Here is an 18118-nt window from a genome sequence, read left to right as displayed (position 1 = left end):
TGCACGTATCCCCATTTCATACTTGTTTCTCGACAACTCAAGTATAAAAGAATGGGTGATATCGTGCTCTTTTTTATGCACTCAAATTGTGTATAAACCCCAACATTTATTATAGAACCAAAAAAAAAGAATGGGCCTAAACAAAAAAAGTCCAGCATAACCTGGACTTTTAAGAAGAAAGCTTGATATTGTTAATAACATTGTCGTCTTCAATTACTTTAACGAATTGACCTTCATTATAAGGATAACCCGCTTTAGTAATTTTCACTTTGACTATTTTGCCAATCATTTCATCATTTGCAGGCAAAATTACTTTTAGATAATTATCTGTATAGCCAACATATAATTCACCACTAGGATCATCCTTTAACCGCTCTTCAGGAATTACCTCAAGTACTTCTCCTTCAAAATCAGAAGCATACTCTTTTGCCAATTGATCTGATAATGCTATTAATTGATGAACTCTTTCATTTTTTACTTGTTCGTTCACTTGGTCATCCATACGAGCTGCTGGTGTTCCTGTTCGCTTGGAATATGGAAACACGTGAAGTTCTGAGAAACGATGTTCTTTTACAAAATTATATGTCTCCATAAATTCTTCAGATGTTTCTCCTGGGAATCCTACAATCACATCTGATGTAATTGCAAGACCTGGAAGGGCTTCTTTAAGTTTTGTTAACCTTTCCGCAAAATGCTCCATCGTATATTTTCTACGCATACGTTTTAAGACAGTATCAGAACCTGATTGTAATGGAACGTGCAGGTGACGAACTATTTTATCTGATTTATTTAAAACATCTATCACTTCATCCGTAATTTGGCTTGCTTCAATCGAGGAGATTCGAATACGCTTTAAGCCTATTACTTGTTCATCAAGCTCACGCAAAAGCATTGCTAAATTATAATCTTTCATATCTTCGCCGTATCCACCCGTATGAATACCTGTTAATACAATCTCTTTATATCCAGCATCAACAAGCTGCTGTGCCTGTTTAATTACTTCCTGTGGATTTCGTGAACGCATGAGTCCACGTGCCCAAGGAATGATACAAAATGTACAAAAATTATTACAACCTTCTTGTATTTTTAAAGATGCTCTAGTCCGATCTGTAAATGTTGGAACTTCTAGCTCTTCGTAAGTACGGGCTTTCATAATGTTTCCAACACCATTAATCGGTTGACGTTCAGCCTGATATTGTTCAATATAATCCAGCATTTTTATACGATCCTGTGTCCCGACAACAATATCGACTCCAGGAATAGCCATAACTTCTGCTGGAGAGGTTTGCGCATAACAACCCGTTACACATATGACCGCATCTGGATTTCTTCTAACAGCACGACGAATCACCTGTCTGCTTTTTTTATCACCTGTATTTGTTACAGTACAAGTATTTATTACATAAACATCAGCAGTCTGTTCGTATTCAATACGCTCATAGCCTGCTTCTTTAAATAATTGCCAAATAGCTTCTGTTTCATAATGGTTAACTTTACAACCAAGAGTGTGAAACGCAACTGAAGGCATCTTCATCACCTCGATAGTTCAAAATGATAAGAAACAGCAGATAATAAATATATCGGGGCCGTTTCTGTACGTAAAATTCTTGGACCAAGGCCACAAGATTTAAAACCATGGGAACGTAATTCTTCTACTTCTTTTTCTGAAAGCCCACCTTCTGGACCCAATACTACTAACAGAGACTGATTAGCAACCATTTTACTCAAGGTAGCAGCAAGTACCGATTGTTCTCCTATTTTTGCTTCTTCCTCATATGCAATCAGCTTGTAATCAAAATTAGCACTATTTTCAAGTAACTTCTTTAAGGTCATTGGATGGTATATATCTGGAATTTTATTTCGATGAGACTGCTCCGCTGCTTCTTTAGCAATTTTCTGCCAGCGTTTAATTTTTTTAAAGCTTTTTTTTTCATCCCATTTCACGATTGAACGAGCAGCATTAAAAGGGATAAACGAATCGGCACCTAATTCAGTTCCCTTTTGAATCACTAATTCAAGCTTATCCCCTTTAGGCAACCCACTCGCTATTGTCACTTTAATAGGTAGTTCATTTGAGCTCTCTACCCATTCTACAATATTTGTTAATACTTCTTCATTGGTAATTTCCACTATTTCACAACGTGCAGTCCTTTGTCCAACAATTACGTATATACTATCTCCTACATTCATCCTCATCACACGGGTAATATGATGATGATCATCATTAGTTATTATTATTTGGTCATTTTGCTCGTACTTATTGTCATCTATGAAATAGCGCTGCATATTGAACACCTTCTATCTACAAAAGGGTAGTTAATTTACTATTACAGGGGCTTTTTAACTATCATAGCAACCCAGTCTTCCATCGTTATTGTTTCTTCAATAACAAATCCAGTATTTTGCAATGTCTCTTTCACCATAGCTTTTTTTGTATTAATAATACCTGACGTAATAAACATGCCACCTGGTTTTAAAAGGCGATAAGCATCATCAACAAACCTAAGTATAATTTCAGCTAATATGTTTGCTACAATGATGTCTACTTTGGTTTCAATTCCATCTAATAAGTTGTTTTGCTCTACTATGACATTATCACTTACTTTATTCAATTTCGTGTTGATTCTTGCACTTGCAACTGCTACTTCATCTAAATCATAAGCGAACACTTTATCAGCACCTAGTAAAGCTGCTGCTATACTTAGTACTCCAGAACCTGTACCAACATCCAGTATTTTGTCATCTTGCTTTACTGTTCGTTCAAGTGCTTGAATACACATGACAGTTGTAGGATGTGTCCCAGTCCCAAACGCCATGCCAGGGTCAAGCTCAATAATTAGCTCATCACTGCTCACTGGCGTATACGTTTCCCAAGTTGGTACAATCGTGAACTTCTCAGAAATTTTAACAGGATTATAATACTTTTTCCAAGCAGTTGCCCACTCTTCTTCATTTACTTCGCTAATTGTAATTCTGTTACTTCCTATATCAATATCATATATTAATAACGTATTAATAGCTTCTTTTATTTCTTCTACTGTTTCCCCTAAAAAGCTGTTAACAGGTAAATATGCCTTAATGACTACACCTTCTTCAGGATAATCATTAGGGTTGAGTTGGTAGATTTCACCGTATGCAGTTTCTCTTTCCTTTGTTAAATCGTGTAGATCTTCTATAACTACACCACCTGCACCTGCTTCATGTAAAATGTTAGAAATAGGTTCGACAGCTTCCTGTGTCGTATGAATAGAAATTTCAGACCATTTCATATCTACCAACTCCATTAATAATTATTTAGACTCTTCGTATTCTTCGATGCTATTTGTTACTTTTTAGTTGAGAACTTATTCCTAATAGGAAGTTTATTTAAGTAAGTGATATTATCATAACAAAAGATTCATTTACAATCATGAAATGAATCATAATTCCAGTGTTGAATACCTTTTGATGATATTTAATTCCCTGATATCTTAATCTTAATAGATAACATAACAGTTATAATTAAAGTCTAAGTCAAATTTTCAGCTTGTAAACATATTAATCAGGTGAGGTAAAAACCCACCTGATTAATATGTTTAATTTGAATGGTGGGTTAATCCCCCTTAAATGCTCTCTTAACTTTTGCAAAAAAGCTGTCATCATGTTCATCAGGAGCTTCCTGATTCCCAAGCTCATTAAACTCTCTTAACAATTGCTTTTGTTTTTCAGTAAGCTTTGTTGGTGTAATAACTCTTACTTGAATATGCTGATCACCTTGACCGTACCCACGAACATTTGGTACACCTTTACCACGAAGGCGGAACTTGGTTCCTGTTTGAGTACCTGCTGGTATTTTCAGCTTAACTTTTCCATGAAGAGTAGGAACTTCAATTTCGTCACCCAGAGTACTCTGAGCAAATGTAAGCGGCATTTCACAATAAATATCGTCACCTTCACGCTCAAAAAATTCATGTGGTTTCACATGAAAGACAATATAGAGATCGCCTGCTGGGCCACCATTTGTACCGGCTTCACCTTGACCTGTTACACGTAGTTGCTGACCATCGTCAATACCAGATGGAATTTTCACGTGTATTTTTTTTCTTTTCTTAACTTTTCCAGCTCCATTACAAGTTGAGCATTTTTGGGTTACTTTTTTGCCTGTACCATCACAATGATGACAAACACGTCTATTAACTATACGGCCAAACGGTGTATTTTGCTCAACACTTAGCTGACCACTACCATTACAATGTTTACACGTTTCAGGTTTCGTTCCTGGTTTTGCTCCCGAACCATGGCATGTTTTACATTCTTCTTCTCTTGGAATTTCAATGTCAGTTTCTTTACCAAAAACTGCTTCTTCGAATTTTAATGTCATTGTATATTGAAGGTCTGCCCCTTGTTGGGGAGCATTTGGATCACGACGGCGTCCTCCGCCACCAAAGAATGTACTAAAAATATCTTCAAAACCACCGAAACCACCAAAGTCGCCACCACCACCAAATCCTTGATTTGGATCTGTATGACCAAACTGATCATAATGGGCACGCTTTTGATCATCACTCAAAGTTTCATAAGCTTCTTTTACTTCTTTAAATTTATCTGCAGCGTCTGGTTCTTTATTAATGTCAGGGTGATATTTTTTGGAAAGTTTGCGGTAGGCTTTCTTAATTTCATCTTGTGAAGCACTTTTACTAATCCCTAGCACCTCATAGTAATCTCTTTTACTCATTTAAAAATCCACTCCCGGTTCATTCACATAAAGATAATTCTATCATCTATCATAAGAAAAGCGCAAGCGCTTGTTTATCACCGACAAGACTAATGTCATTTCAGTTGAAGGCGCTTTTTACCTTCTAGTGAAATGGCGAAGTGACCTCAAGGGGATAGGATGCATAAGCGCCTTACTCATCCCCGATAAGCACAAACGCCATTTTCCATTCAACTGATAATAATGGGAATTAAATATAGTTTCGGCTTCCTTATAAAAAAGTCAAAGTCATATTATGACTGACTTTGACTTTGTGAAGCTTATTTATCATCTTTTACTTCTTCAAATTCCGCATCTACTACATCGTCACCTTTAGGACCTTCATTGTTACCAGCTTCAGCACCTTGTTGAGCTTGAGCTTGTTGAGCTGCTTCCTCGTAAAGTTTCATTGATAGCTGTTGAACAATTTCTTGAAGAGCATCTTTCTTAGCACGGATTTCTTCTAGCTCATTACTTTCTATAGCTGCTTTCAGAGCATCCTTCGCTTCGTTTACATTGTTCACTTCAGCTTCATCAACTTTTCCTTCTAGGTCTTTCAAAGTCTTTTCAGCAGTAAATACTAGCTGATCCGCTTCATTACGAAGTTCAACTTCTTCTTTTCGTTGTTTATCTGATTCAGCATTGTCTTCCGCTTCTTTAACCATGCGTTCAATTTCATCATCAGATAGCCCTGTTGAAGATTTAATCGTAATCGTTTGTTCTTTATTAGTTCCTAAATCTTTTGCACGAACATTAACGATTCCATTTTTATCGATATCAAATGATACTTCAATTTGCGGTACACCACGTGGTGCTGGTGGAATATCTGTTAATTGGAAGCGACCTAATGTTTTGTTATCTGCTGCCATAGGCCTTTCTCCTTGTAGCACGTGAATATCAACTGCTGGTTGATTATCTGCTGCGGTTGAGAAAACTTGTGACTTACTAGTTGGAATTGTAGTATTACGATCGATTAATTTTGTAAATACTCCACCCATCGTTTCAATCCCTAAAGATAAAGGTGTAACATCTAATAAAACTACGTCTTTAACATCTCCTGTTAAAACACCGCCTTGAATAGCCGCACCAGCAGCAACTACTTCATCAGGGTTAACACCTTTATGAGGCTCTTGTCCTACAGCCTTTTTAAGTGCTTCTTGAACAGCAGGAATACGAGTAGATCCCCCAACTAGGATGACTTTATCTATTTCACTAGCAGATAGACCTGCATCAGACATCGCTTGACGAGTAGGTCCCATTGTACGTTCAACGAGATCTGCGGATAACTCATCAAATTTCGCACGAGTTAAGCTTACCTCTAAATGTAACGGCCCTGCTTCACCAGCAGTAATAAACGGTAATGAAATTTGAGTTTGTGTAACACCTGATAAATCTTTCTTAGCTTTTTCAGCTGCGTCTTTTAAGCGCTGTAAAGCCATGTTATCTTTTGAAAGGTCAATACCATTTTCTTTTTTAAATTCAGCAACTAAATGGTCAATAACTACTTGGTCAAAGTCATCTCCACCTAGACGATTATCACCTGCTGTAGATCTAACTTCAAATACACCATCACCCAACTCTAAAATAGATACGTCAAATGTACCCCCACCAAGGTCATAGACGAGGATAGTTTGGTCTTCCTCCATTTTATCTAATCCGTATGCAAGAGCTGCTGCTGTAGGCTCGTTAATAATACGTTCTACTTCTAAACCAGCAATTTTACCTGCATCTTTTGTTGCCTGACGTTCGGCATCGTTGAAATATGCGGGAACAGTAATAACAGCCTTAGTAACAGGCTCTCCTAAATATTCTTCTGCATATGATTTTAAATGCTGTAAAATTATAGACGATACTTCTTGTGGTGTATACTTTTTACCCTCTACTTCTACCGTGTAATCTGTTCCCATATGGCGTTTAATCGAGATGATTGTATTTGGGTTTGTAATAGCTTGACGCTTAGCAACTTCACCAACTTGTCTTTCACCATTTTTGAATGAAACAACTGACGGAGTCGTGCGATTACCCTCTGGATTAGGAATTACCTTTGCTTCTCCACCTTCCATCACAGCAACACATGAGTTAGTCGTCCCTAAATCAATTCCAATAATTTTACTCATTTTCTTCGTTACCTCCTAAAAATTATAAATATGTAATAAATCTTCATTTGCTACCCATTAACTTTTACCATCGATGGTCGAACAACTCGGTCTTTAAGTTTATAACCCTTTTGCAACTCTTCCACAACAGTATTTGAGTCATACTCAGCATCTTCTACTTGCATGACAGCTTGATGTAGATGCGGATCAAATGCCTTTCCAGCAGCTTCAATTACTTCTACACCTTCTTTTTGTAGTGCATCGAATAGTTGACGGTAAACCATTTCCACCCCTTGTAGTATAGACTTAGTTTTATCATCATCTGCTTCTACTTGAAGGGCTCTTTCAAAATTATCTAATACTGGTAAAATATCAGACACTAAATTAAAGGCTCTATGTTTTTCAGCTGCTTCACGATCAATACGTGTGCGGCGACGGAAATTATCAAAATCAGCTTGTATCCTAAACGTGCGATTTTCTGCTTCATCAAGCTTTTTCTCTAAATCATTAATTCTTGCGTTTACACTTGATTCCTCGCTCGTTTCTTCAGGATTTACATCTGATTGATTGTCATTATTTTGAAGATCAACTTTACTTTCTTCAACTTGGTCAACATTTTCACTTTCATTTATTCCTTTATCTTCAGTTACATTACTATCATTAACCAATGATTTCACCTCCCTTAAAATAAAACAAACCTCACCTAAAACTAATTAAAAGTTGGAATACAGGTCTTTATTTTCTATGAAGTGGTCATACGAAATGGATGGGATCATCCTCCCATCCTTATTCAATATTTCCACTGTTAATTATTTTGATACAGCTTAGTCAATACCTTTGATAAGTCGTTAGAAAGTAATGATAACAAGCTAATCACACGTGAATATTCCATCCTTGTTGGGCCTAAAATAGCTATAGATCCAAGCTGTTCGCTACCAATGGAATACGTTGCTGTTATCAAGCTACAATTTTCCATCGCTGACAGCTTATTCTCTTTGCCAATTTTTATGCTTAATCCAACATTGTTAGGCCTAATCAAGTCATAAAATTCTTTTTCTTTATCAATCATCGTAAGTAGCGTACGAACTTTATGAATATCGTGAAACTCTGGTTGACTTAGCATATTTGTCTTACCGCTAAAGTAAACCTCATTTTCTTTCTTTAAAGATAGTGAATTCAAGATTTCATTTAATAATCTGTCATAGCTATCCACTTCAGTACGTAATAAGTTCGATACTTCCATGACGATTCTATCATGTAACTCAATTAATGGTACACCAACTAATCTCTCGTTTAACAAATTAACCATTTTTTCAATATCACTAGGGTCGATAGAACTTGTAAATGATATCGTGCGATTTTCTACATGACCTGTGTCTGTAATGATAATAGCGACAGCAGTCTCACTATTAATCGGAACTATTTGAATACGTTTTAATTTATGTTCAAAGACCTTTGGCCCTAAAGCAATCGCTGTATAATTTGTCATTTCTGACAAAATTTGAGATGATTTTTTAACGATTTTTTCCAATTCATAAATATGGTCTGTAAAAATCGATTTCACATTCCCTACGTCTTCCTTTGTTAACAATTGAGGTGACAGTAAATTGTCTACATAATAACGGTAGCCCTTTTCAGATGGAACTCGTCCTGATGAACTGTGTGTTTTTTCAATAAAACCTAACTCTTCAAGATCAGCCATTTCATTTCTAATTGTCGCTGAACTATACATGATTTCGTCTTTTTTCGATAATGTTCTGGAGCCAACTGGTTGGGCAGATTGAATAAAATCATCAACGATAACTTGCAAAATTAATAACTGACGGTCTGTTAGCATCTGTACTCACCTCTGTTAGCAACTGTCATCACCTCTGTTAGCACTCTATCTATCCGAGTGCTAAATCTAATAATAAATTACCAAAACAAATGCGAGATGTCAATCATTTAGAATACTTATATAAATGATTGAAACACTTCATTACCTAAAAGCATGCCTCTATGAGTTAATCTAATATAATGTTTATCTTCTTCTAACAAGCCTTTTCGTTGTTGCTCAATAATTTGACTATGGAACCTATCATGAATATCTTCATTAAATTTATTGAAGAAGGCTACTTTTGACACCCCTTTTATTTTACGCAACCCGAGAAACATTTCTTCTTCCATTTTTTCCTGCAGTGTTACTTCATGACTCTCTATCGCACCTTGTCCATGTCTAGCCACTTCTGTGATATATTTATTTAATGGTCCTGCATTGGTTATTCTTTTCCCATCAATATAACTATGAGCACCAGCGCCAAACCCATAGTATTCTTCATTATTCCAATATGTTAAGTTATGCACGCTCTCCATACCAGGCTTAGCAAAATTACTAATTTCATATTGGTTATATCCATGTTTTTTCATTTGTTCTATGACATGCTCAAACATTGTAAGTTCGTCTTCTTGAGATGGAAGGTGTAATTTCCCTTTTTTTTGCAAGTTAAAAAAAACAGTTTTTGGTTCAACGATTAAAGAATATGCTGAAAAGTGATCTACATTTAGAGAGAATGCCTCTTGTAAAGTCTCGTCCACTTGAGAAATTGTTTGTCCTGGTAAACTATACATTAAGTCAAGGTTAACGTTGTTAAATCCTACCTCTTTAGCCCAATCTACTGACTTAAAAATATCTTCTTTGCGATGCACTCGCCCGATCTGTTGTAAAATCTTATTATCAAATGACTGCACTCCAAAGCTGATTCTATTTACACCAGCTTCGTATAACAATTTTATCTTTTCTTTTGTTAATGTTTCACCAGGGTTCGCTTCAAACGTAAATTCTAACTTATCATTCACTGGTTTAATATACCGCTTAATACTTTCAAGTAACCTTTCAAGTTGTTTAATATTTATGGCTGTCGGTGTCCCTCCGCCAACAAATATCGAACGAATATCATTTGAAGGATAGCGCTCAAAAGTTTGATGCATCTCTTCTTCTAACGAATTTATATATTCGTTTACTGGCTGCCCCTTTAAAAAAACTTTATTAAAATCGCAATAATGACATATATGTTCACAAAAGGGTATATGAATGTACACTCCAGATGCCACTTCATCACTACCTTTACCTTTATAAGTTCAGCTAAATAATACGTAAGCTGTCATACCAATCTGTTTGTTAAATTTATCTATTACTAACTTCAACTTGAGTATATAGAAAAGCCGCAGAATTTTCTGCGGCAAGTAACATTATAAAGTACATTTACCTATGTGTTCAAATTTGTAGTAGATTTGTTATTTTTCTTCATCCATCTTTAACACTGCCATAAATGCTTCTTGGGGAACTTCGACAGATCCAACTGACTTCATCCGTTTTTTTCCTTCTTTTTGCTTTTCAAGAAGCTTCCGCTTACGGGATATATCCCCACCATAACATTTTGCCAATACGTTCTTCCGCATAGCTTTAATAGTGGAACGAGCAACTACTTTAGTACCAATTGTAGCTTGAACAGGTACTTCGAACTGTTGTCTTGGTATTAAATCCTTCAGTTTTTCAACGATAAGCTTCCCACGTTCATATGCAGAATCACGGTGAACAATAAATGATAATGCGTCTACTTGCTCTCCGTTTAACAAAATGTCCATTTTTACAAGCTTTGAAGCTTTGTAACCGATGAGCTCATAATCAAACGAAGCATAGCCCTTCGTGTTAGATTTTAACTGATCGAAGAAATCGTACACAATTTCTGACAATGGAATTTCATAAATTATACTAACTCGATTTTCATCTAAATATTGCATATCGATGAAGATGCCGCGCTTATTTTGGCATAGATCCATAACAGCACCTACAAAATCATTAGGAACCATGATTGTTGCCTTAACATATGGTTCTTCCACTCGTTCAATACTTTGTGGGTCTGGCATATTGGATGGATTATCAACTCGCACCTCGGTATCATCTGTTAAATAAACTTGATAAATTACACTCGGTGCTGTTGTAATTAAATCAATCCCAAATTCTCGTTCAATTCTCTCTTGGATGATTTCCATATGCAATAGACCGAGAAATCCACAGCGGAATCCAAATCCAAGTGCTTGAGAAGTTTCTGGTTCAAATTGCAATGCCGAATCATTCAGCTCCAATTTCTCTAATGCCTCACGAAGGTCGTTATATTTCGCGGTATCTATTGGGTATAATCCACAAAACACCATTGGATTCAAGCGTCGATAACCTGGAAGCGGTTCTACTGCACTGTTTTTGGCATCAGTAATTGTATCACCTACACGGGTATCACCAACATTTTTAATAGATGCTGTTAAAAAGCCTACGTCACCAACACTCAGTTCGTCCTGTAAAACGGCTTTAGGTGAAAATACTCCTACTTCGTTAACTTCAAACTCTTTTCCAGTTGCCATCATTCTTATTTTTTGACCAGGCTTTACTGTTCCATCAACGACTCGAATATATGCAATAACTCCTCGATAGGAATCGTATAAAGAATCAAAAATGAGAGCCTTAAGCGGTGCTTCTGGATCTCCAGTTGGTGCAGGGACAGTTTGAACAACTTGTTCAAGTATATCTTCAATTCCAATACCAGCTTTAGCAGAAGCTAAGACTGCATCAGAAGCATCCAGCCCGATAACATCTTCTATTTCTTGTCTTACCTTTTCAGGGTCAGCACTCGGTAGATCTATTTTATTTATGACTGGTAGTATCTCTAAGTCATTATCCAGTGCTAAATATACATTTGCTAATGTTTGAGCTTCAATACCTTGAGCTGCATCAACTACTAATACTGCACCTTCACATGCAGCTAAGCTTCTTGAGACTTCATAAGTAAAATCAACATGCCCTGGTGTATCAATCAAATGAAAAATATATTCTTCCCCGTCTTGGGCATTATATTTCAATTGAACGGCGTTTAATTTAATTGTAATTCCACGCTCTCGTTCAAGATCCATTGAATCTAACAATTGATCTTTCATCTCACGTTGGGCTAAAGCACCCGTCTTCTCCAATATACGATCTGCTAAGGTTGATTTTCCATGATCAATATGCGCTATTATAGAAAAGTTCCGTATTTTTGATTGCCTATTTACTCTTTCTTTCTTGTTCATTTCAATTCACTCCTACCATTATCGGCACAACATACACTAGCATTGATTATATCAATTGCCAAACATACATTCAACAGGAAAAGCGGAAGCGCATCGTTCATTCCCGACAAGCACTGGAGTAAAATCACATGAAGGCGGTGTTTGGCTTCGGGTGATTTGGCGAAGTGACCTCGAGGGAATATGCGCTGGAGCTAGACAACAGGAAAAGCGGAAGGCGACTGTTTATCGGCGACAAGCATAAGGCGAAACGGCTGGAAGGTTGCTTTTTAACCTTCTTGACGGATTGACTTATGACCTCGAGCCGATGGCGCCTGGAGCTAGACAACTGGAAAAGCGCAAGCAGCTTGTTTATCCCCGACAAGCACTGGAACTATTTCAAATGGAGGCGTACTTTGCCTTCAGATGAAATAGTGAAGTGACCTCGAGGGGATAGGTGCTGAAGCTAGACTACAGGAGAGCAGAAGCGCATCGTTCATTCCCGATAAGCACTGGAGTCAAATCACATGAAGGCGTTGTTTGCCTTCGGGTGATTTGACGAAGTGACCTCGAGGGAATAAGAAAGAGCGGAAGGTACTTGTTAATCCGCGACAAAGAAAAAACCATTCTTAATAGGAAATGGTTTAGTAATTGCGCTTGACATGGAAAAACGGTTAGCCTGATTTACCTTCCATAATTTTTGCAAAGAGAGTATCAATCATTTGTAATATTTTCTGAAACGTATTACTTACCGCTTCCGCAATAGTTTTCCCCAATGATGAAAATAGATTAAAGGCTTTGATTTCAGCTAATTGTTGTTGTTTTTGTTTCAAATCATGACTCGTTGCTTCTACACCTAGAACACTTGCCTCATATTCCCCATTAGAGATTTCAGCAATTTCTAATGCACCTCGAAATGAAGGGTCATCATACCCTTTCATCTCAATAATCCCACTATTGGCCTTCTGCATTCCTATCAATACACCAAAAAGAAGGACTGTACATAAAAGAAAGCACTTCATCATGAATTTCCACATGATACTCACCCTTACAGACTTTTTACGGATACACCGTTAAGTTCATATACAAAAACTGACTTCACCAATTTGATAAGCAAATTATATGAAGATAAAACACTGCAGTTTTAAAATAAGGCTGTTTTCGCATTGATTGTTGATTTTCGTATGATGAGATAAACACGTATAAAACTAGAGTTCGTTGCATCTTTTTTCTGTACAACGATAACTAACAACGTAAAATCACTTTTTTGGTACTAATTCGATAACAATAGCAACATAGTTTACGAAAAGAGCCTAAAATAAAGAAATTTCTTTCATGAGAACGAAGCATTAACGAACAATTAAATTACTGTGCAGTCGTATCTGATTCGGTAGATACTTTCTCAGCTTGCCAATAATACTCACTAAAGACATCAGCAATAGCTGCTGCAGTACGGTTCAATTCCTCAAAGGTATTATCTACGCCACCAAATTCTATTAGCATGACATTGTCCGAAAGGTCCTGATTATACATGCCATTTACTCCTTCTCCACTCCATTCAAATACCCCTCTACTTAGACCAGGGTATTTTTGCTGTAACAATTGATGTAGGTCATCAGCGAGTTTAAGGTTACGTTCATAACGAGCATTATTTCCTCCAATAACAAAAGCGGTCTTAGCATATGATTTACCATTAATCACATGTGTTGTTTGTTCTTTCCTATTGGCATCACGGTGAATATCTATAAAATATTGCAAATCACGGTTACTAGTCATTGCGCTTTGCACTAAAGGCTTAGATTGGTCATATGCCTGAAAAAACTCCCACTTTTTAGCGATTAATTGTCCCATTATGTCTGTTTGATCTAGCTGAACTCCTATCCCTCTTTTTTCCAACTCAGATGCTAGACGCTCACCCACTAAGGTAACATTTACTTCGGAATGATAAGCTTTATCTGGTTCAGTTACCCCTTCTAGATGAGGTAAGTATGATTCACGACTATGTGTATGATAAATGTAGACAACGTCTTTACCGTTTGTTGTTAATACTGGGGGAGTTACTTCTTCAGTTTCACCTTCCACTTCTTCCATATTTTGAACTGAAGCATCTCTTTCAGCTAGTAATACCTCTATTGGAGGCGCTGATTCATAAGGTAAATTTGTATAATTAGTTCCTTCACCAGCAACAATTATTTTACTGTCATACAACGCATAACCAGGTAATTCACTACCAAGTAAGCTTCGTGGGTCATCAAGGTTAATGCTCGTTGCCATTTCAAAAAGTAGAGAAGGGAAATTTGTTTCTGGTTTAGTTGATAAAATTTGAGAAAAATAATGATTTTCAAGTGATAATAAATAAAGTAATGATTCACTAGTAAGGCTAGTTGTTAAATCGTTGATGGATGATGACGAAATACGATATTTTGGCTTTAGCGATGTCATTATTGCAGTAACCGAAAATATCATCATGCAACCTAACATCATGATGATTATTGTTTTTTTTATATTAGACCCCTTTATTGTCATAACCATTCCTTGACCTCGCTCAAATCTCATGGCATATCCCTCCAAAGCTTGTCTACTTAATCAGTATGAACAACCCTTGAGAAATAGAACCTTACCACTCCTAGAAGTGCATGTTTAAAGCTCAGTTTCTTTCGTTCCATAGAACTTCCTCAATGTGTATACGCCCCTGCATTATCCTGATCAACTTGATCATGTAAGGCAGCATTTAACCCTGATGCAATAACATTCGCCATATCTTCAATAAATACATCTACTTCTTTCGGAGTTACCATTAAGTTATGTCCAAGTGGTGATAGTACCTCATGAATTAATTTACGCTTCTCATCTTCGTCTAGAGTTCCCACCATCCCCATAAACGTTTGACGATGCGTATCTTCCGGTAAATCTTCTTCTGTAAGCTTTCGTCTTTCTCCAAAGGTCATTCCCGCAGGTGCAAGTGAACGAGATGGACGACTTCCCTCTTTCATTTCTCTACCAAAGTGTTTCAATATAAAATCAACGGTGTCACTAGTAATTGAGACTGCATCAACAACTGTTGGGATACCAATTGCTATCACAGGAATGCCCAACGTTTCAATACTCAGTTCTTTACGCTTATTACCCACACCAGACCCAGGATGAATGCCTGTATCAGAGATTTGAATAGTAGCATTTACACGTTCAATTGACCTTGCAGCTAATGCATCAATTGCAATAACAAAATCCGGTTGTGACTTTTCGATTACCCCGTGAATAATATTACTCGTTTCTATCCCGGTTAAACCCATTACACCTGGCGCGATGGCACTTACTGATCTAAAGCCACCCTGGATACTTTCAGGTTGAAGTTTAAATAGATGTCTAGTAATTAACAAGTTTTCTACTGCTATAGGTCCTAAAGCATCAGGAGTAACGTTCCAGTTTCCTAAGCCAACGACTAAACAACTAGCGTCTTTTTGAATGTTTAACTGCTGTAAAAAATTACTGAATTCATTAGCGAAAACTTCTTCGACATGCTGTTGTAACTCAGTATCCTGTTGTCTAATCCCTTCTGCTTGAAGAGTGACGTAACATCCAGCTTTTTTTCCTACCGCCTTAGCACCGTCATTATTTATATCAACTTTCGTAACCTTTACACCGCCGATATCATTCTCTTTTACTACCACTCCATTGATTGATGATTGTTCCTTTTTAGCTTCTTCCTTCGCATTGCTTTCTAATGCCATTTCATGAGCTTCTATTGCTAAATCGGTTCGTACAGAATACTTACTTACGTCTAATTGAGACAAAAAGAATGCACCCCTTTTTTTCAAATCGATTTATAATCTAGTTTTACCACCAGTCAATAGAAACATTCATTGTCGAATAAGTATTGCATTATTAGTCCTCGTTTGATAGAATATCATGTGTTCTAATGTAAGTGATATGTCGAGTTTACATCATCTCGATTGTTATTTTTGGGAGGTGAAATACATGCCAAATATTAAATCAGCTATTAAACGTGTAAAAACAGGCGATAAGCGTCGTGCTCATAATGCTACACTTAAATCTGCAATGCGCTCTGCTGTTAAAAACTTTGAAGTACTTGTTGACAACAAAGACGTTGAAAATGCGCAAGCTGCATTTGTATTAGCTTCTAAAAAGCTAGATAAAGCTGCAAGCAATGGGATTATCCATAAGAATGTTGCATCCCGTCAAAAATCTCGCTTAGCAAAAAAATTAAACAGCATTACTGCTTAATAACTTGCGATCCTTTTTAAAGGGTCGTTTTCTTTTTGCTGCTATTTCATAAATGAACACCGCCAAATAATTAGATATGAGATTTTATTTAGTACTAAAAACAACATGATGAGAAAATAGCATAATAAAACCGCTATGTATAAAACTCTGGTTGTTAGTGAAAACATAAGGATGTAAATCCCCATAAAAAACAAGCTTGACCACCTTATACGCGATGTTCAAGCTTGTTTTTTGTTAATCGTTACGGATTTCTTCGTAAACCCTATTGCTATACTTCACTAAATAAGAAGCATGTTTTATATGATTTTTTTAGCCTTTAGTGAAGAAAAGATGCCTTGAAGGATAGCTGTATTCGTGTTTATTTTCAAGTACGAAAAACAACTTGATGAGTAAACAGCCATCGTTTACAATCACCTGTAAAATGCATTTAGTGTATTTGCTCTTGTAATGACATAATAAATAGTTCTAAAATCAATTGTTTATCTATATTACCAACTTTCATATCGTAGTCTGCTTCTGCTAATTGGCCGATAATTCCTTTTAATTCTTGATCCCCAAAGAGCTTAGCTTGCCCAGCAGCTAACTTTACGCGATATGGATGAACTTTTATAATCGATGAAATTTTTTGTTGGTTATAGCCTTGTCTTGCTAATTCCTTCACTTGATATATTAAGCGAAACTGGTTTGATACTAAAGACAATATCTTTATCGGTTCTTCCTTTTGCTCGATTAAATCAAATAAAATTTGCATTGCTTCAGCTGGTTTTCTCTGAACAATAAAATCTATTAATGTAAAAATATTTTGTTCAAGTGTTCTAGCTACAAGTAATGTTACTGTTTCATGTGATATCTTCCCACCCGTTCCTACGTATAATGCTAATTTATCAATTTCAGTCGTAAGTAGCATAAGATTCGTACCTACTAAACGTAGCATTACTTCTACGGCATCATTTTGTATAATCACTTGAAATGATTCTGCTCTTTCCACTATCCATTTTTGAAGCTCTTGTTCTGTCAATGTGTTAGCTACAAGTAATTCCGCTTTTTTCTTTAGTAATTTAGTAAGCTTTTTTCTCTCATCTAATTTTTCATATGGAGCATAAAATACTATAATTGAAAAATCTGCTGGCTGATTCATATAAGATTCCAGCTTTTTTAAATCATGTTCGATTTTACTCTTTTCACTAGTCAAAAAAGTAGGGTTGTTAAATATGACGATTTTTTTATCACCAAAAAACGGATATGTTTCTGCATCTTCTATCCCTGCTTCTATAGGAGTTTCCTCTAAATTATATGTAGATAAATTAAATTCTCTTTCTTCATTCTTTAACCCGTGAGAAATAAGTATTTTTTTTGTCTCATTGAGTAAATATGTTTCTTTTCCATATAATAAGTATAAGTTGTTAATATTGTCTTGTTTAATTTTCCTCCATATGTCAAGTGCCATTTTTTCTCTCCGATCTACGAAATGGTTCTCTTCATATGGTAAAAGTATTTTCCCACTTTTACAAGTGGCAATGGGAACCGATCTCCCATAACGACCAATTCCCAGTTTATATGAACGTTACAGCATAAGCCCCGAGTCACTTATATTGTAACGATATTAATTTGTATGAATATCATTCCCGTATAAATTAAGAACTATTTGTGACAACTCTTGTCATTGTAGGAAAACAAACTAATGAATGTAGATTTTTTATGAACTTTCGCTTATACTATTATTGAATTAGGGAGGGGTATTTTGTGAATCAATTTGAAGAAAATGTCCAAAGTAAGCGAAACGATGCTGTAGATTCAGGAGTTGGGTTTATTGTATCTTTCGGATTTTTTGCAACTATGTTTATCATTGCTACAGTAGTTAAACTTTTAGGTTCTTAATAACCACCACCTCATCACACTTGAGACTGTCGTTTGACAGTCTTTTTTTGAGGCTGTGTTCGCATTGATTTTTTTCGTACATAGAACTAAA

Annotated in this window: 16 protein-coding genes; 3 read left to right on the top strand and 13 right to left on the bottom strand. The window is 36.2% G+C overall.

Annotation, left to right across the window (positions count from 1 at the left end; genetic code table 11):
* Nucleotides 1–169: 169 nt before the first annotated feature.
* The 9 genes from mtaB to lepA form a co-directional block, all read right to left on the bottom strand.
* Nucleotides 170–1528 carry a tRNA (N(6)-L-threonylcarbamoyladenosine(37)-C(2))-methylthiotransferase MtaB gene (mtaB, locus tag ACSVDA_RS13195; protein WP_485883823.1) on the bottom strand — a complete coding sequence of 453 codons (1359 nt, stop codon included), beginning with the start codon at nt 1526–1528 and terminating at the stop codon, nt 170–172.
* A gap of 5 nt (nt 1529–1533) precedes the next feature.
* Nucleotides 1534–2286: a 16S rRNA (uracil(1498)-N(3))-methyltransferase gene (locus ACSVDA_RS13190; RefSeq protein ID WP_485883821.1), complete on the bottom strand. Its 753-nt coding sequence runs from the start codon at nt 2284–2286 to the stop codon at nt 1534–1536.
* A 41-nt stretch (nt 2287–2327) separates the two neighbouring features.
* Entirely contained in the window at nt 2328–3269 is a 942-nt protein-coding gene (gene prmA / locus ACSVDA_RS13185) for a 50S ribosomal protein L11 methyltransferase (RefSeq protein WP_485883819.1), read from the bottom strand.
* Nucleotides 3270–3592: 323 nt separating this feature from the next.
* Nucleotides 3593–4714: a molecular chaperone DnaJ gene (gene dnaJ, locus ACSVDA_RS13180; RefSeq protein WP_320207862.1), complete on the bottom strand. Its 1122-nt coding sequence runs from the start codon at nt 4712–4714 to the stop codon at nt 3593–3595.
* A 299-nt stretch (nt 4715–5013) separates the two neighbouring features.
* Nucleotides 5014–6849: a molecular chaperone DnaK gene (dnaK, locus tag ACSVDA_RS13175; RefSeq protein ID WP_485883817.1), complete on the bottom strand. Its 1836-nt coding sequence runs from the start codon at nt 6847–6849 to the stop codon at nt 5014–5016.
* Between the two features lie 50 nt (nt 6850–6899).
* A complete protein-coding gene (grpE, locus tag ACSVDA_RS13170; protein ID WP_485883830.1) occupies nt 6900–7460 on the bottom strand; it encodes a nucleotide exchange factor GrpE in 561 nt (186 codons plus the stop codon).
* A 173-nt stretch (nt 7461–7633) separates the two neighbouring features.
* The gene (gene hrcA / locus ACSVDA_RS13165; RefSeq protein ID WP_485883816.1) at nt 7634–8665 is read right to left on the bottom strand and encodes a heat-inducible transcriptional repressor HrcA; all 1032 of its coding nucleotides are present in this window, start codon (nt 8663–8665) and stop codon (nt 7634–7636) included.
* Between the two features lie 116 nt (nt 8666–8781).
* Nucleotides 8782–9918 carry a radical SAM family heme chaperone HemW gene (gene hemW, locus ACSVDA_RS13160; RefSeq protein WP_485883815.1) on the bottom strand — a complete coding sequence of 379 codons (1137 nt, stop codon included), beginning with the start codon at nt 9916–9918 and terminating at the stop codon, nt 8782–8784.
* Between the two features lie 183 nt (nt 9919–10101).
* Nucleotides 10102–11928 (bottom strand): translation elongation factor 4, encoded by a 1827-nt coding sequence (lepA, locus tag ACSVDA_RS13155; protein ID WP_485883813.1) that lies wholly within the window; start codon nt 11926–11928, stop codon nt 10102–10104.
* A gap of 55 nt (nt 11929–11983) precedes the next feature.
* On the opposite strand from lepA, the gene ACSVDA_RS13150 reads away from it, so the two are divergent.
* Nucleotides 11984–12169, top strand: coding sequence for a hypothetical protein (locus ACSVDA_RS13150; RefSeq protein ID WP_485883811.1), 186 nt, complete (start codon nt 11984–11986; stop codon nt 12167–12169).
* Nucleotides 12170–12578: 409 nt separating this feature from the next.
* Here ACSVDA_RS13150 and ACSVDA_RS13145 read toward each other — a convergent pair whose 3' ends face one another.
* From ACSVDA_RS13145 to gpr, 3 genes are all read right to left on the bottom strand, one after another.
* Nucleotides 12579–12929 carry a YqxA family protein gene (locus ACSVDA_RS13145; RefSeq protein ID WP_485883828.1) on the bottom strand — a complete coding sequence of 117 codons (351 nt, stop codon included), beginning with the start codon at nt 12927–12929 and terminating at the stop codon, nt 12579–12581.
* A 340-nt stretch (nt 12930–13269) separates the two neighbouring features.
* Entirely contained in the window at nt 13270–14460 is a 1191-nt protein-coding gene (gene spoIIP, locus ACSVDA_RS13140) for a stage II sporulation protein P (RefSeq protein ID WP_485883809.1), read from the bottom strand.
* A gap of 119 nt (nt 14461–14579) precedes the next feature.
* Nucleotides 14580–15698, bottom strand: coding sequence for a GPR endopeptidase (gpr, locus tag ACSVDA_RS13135; RefSeq protein WP_485883807.1), 1119 nt, complete (start codon nt 15696–15698; stop codon nt 14580–14582).
* 184 nt (nt 15699–15882) lie between these two features.
* Here gpr and rpsT point away from each other — a divergent pair, with 184 nt between their 5' ends.
* Complete coding sequence (gene rpsT / locus ACSVDA_RS13130) at nt 15883–16149, top strand: 30S ribosomal protein S20 (RefSeq protein ID WP_214480331.1); 267 nt, start codon at nt 15883–15885, stop codon at nt 16147–16149.
* A gap of 427 nt (nt 16150–16576) precedes the next feature.
* Here the strand turns inward: rpsT and holA are convergent, their stop codons facing one another.
* The gene (gene holA, locus ACSVDA_RS13125; RefSeq protein WP_485883805.1) at nt 16577–17596 is read right to left on the bottom strand and encodes a DNA polymerase III subunit delta; all 1020 of its coding nucleotides are present in this window, start codon (nt 17594–17596) and stop codon (nt 16577–16579) included.
* Between the two features lie 296 nt (nt 17597–17892).
* Here holA and ACSVDA_RS13120 point away from each other — a divergent pair, with 296 nt between their 5' ends.
* Nucleotides 17893–18027, top strand: coding sequence for a YqzM family protein (locus ACSVDA_RS13120; RefSeq protein ID WP_485883803.1), 135 nt, complete (start codon nt 17893–17895; stop codon nt 18025–18027).
* Nucleotides 18028–18118: the final 91 nt, after the last annotated feature.

Origin of the sequence: Cytobacillus sp. Hm23, assembly GCF_051842895.1 — a bacterium.
In the GTDB taxonomy this organism is placed as follows: Bacteria; Bacillota; Bacilli; order Bacillales; family SM2101; genus Nanhaiella.
This window is presented reverse-complemented; position numbering and strand designations above follow the sequence as displayed.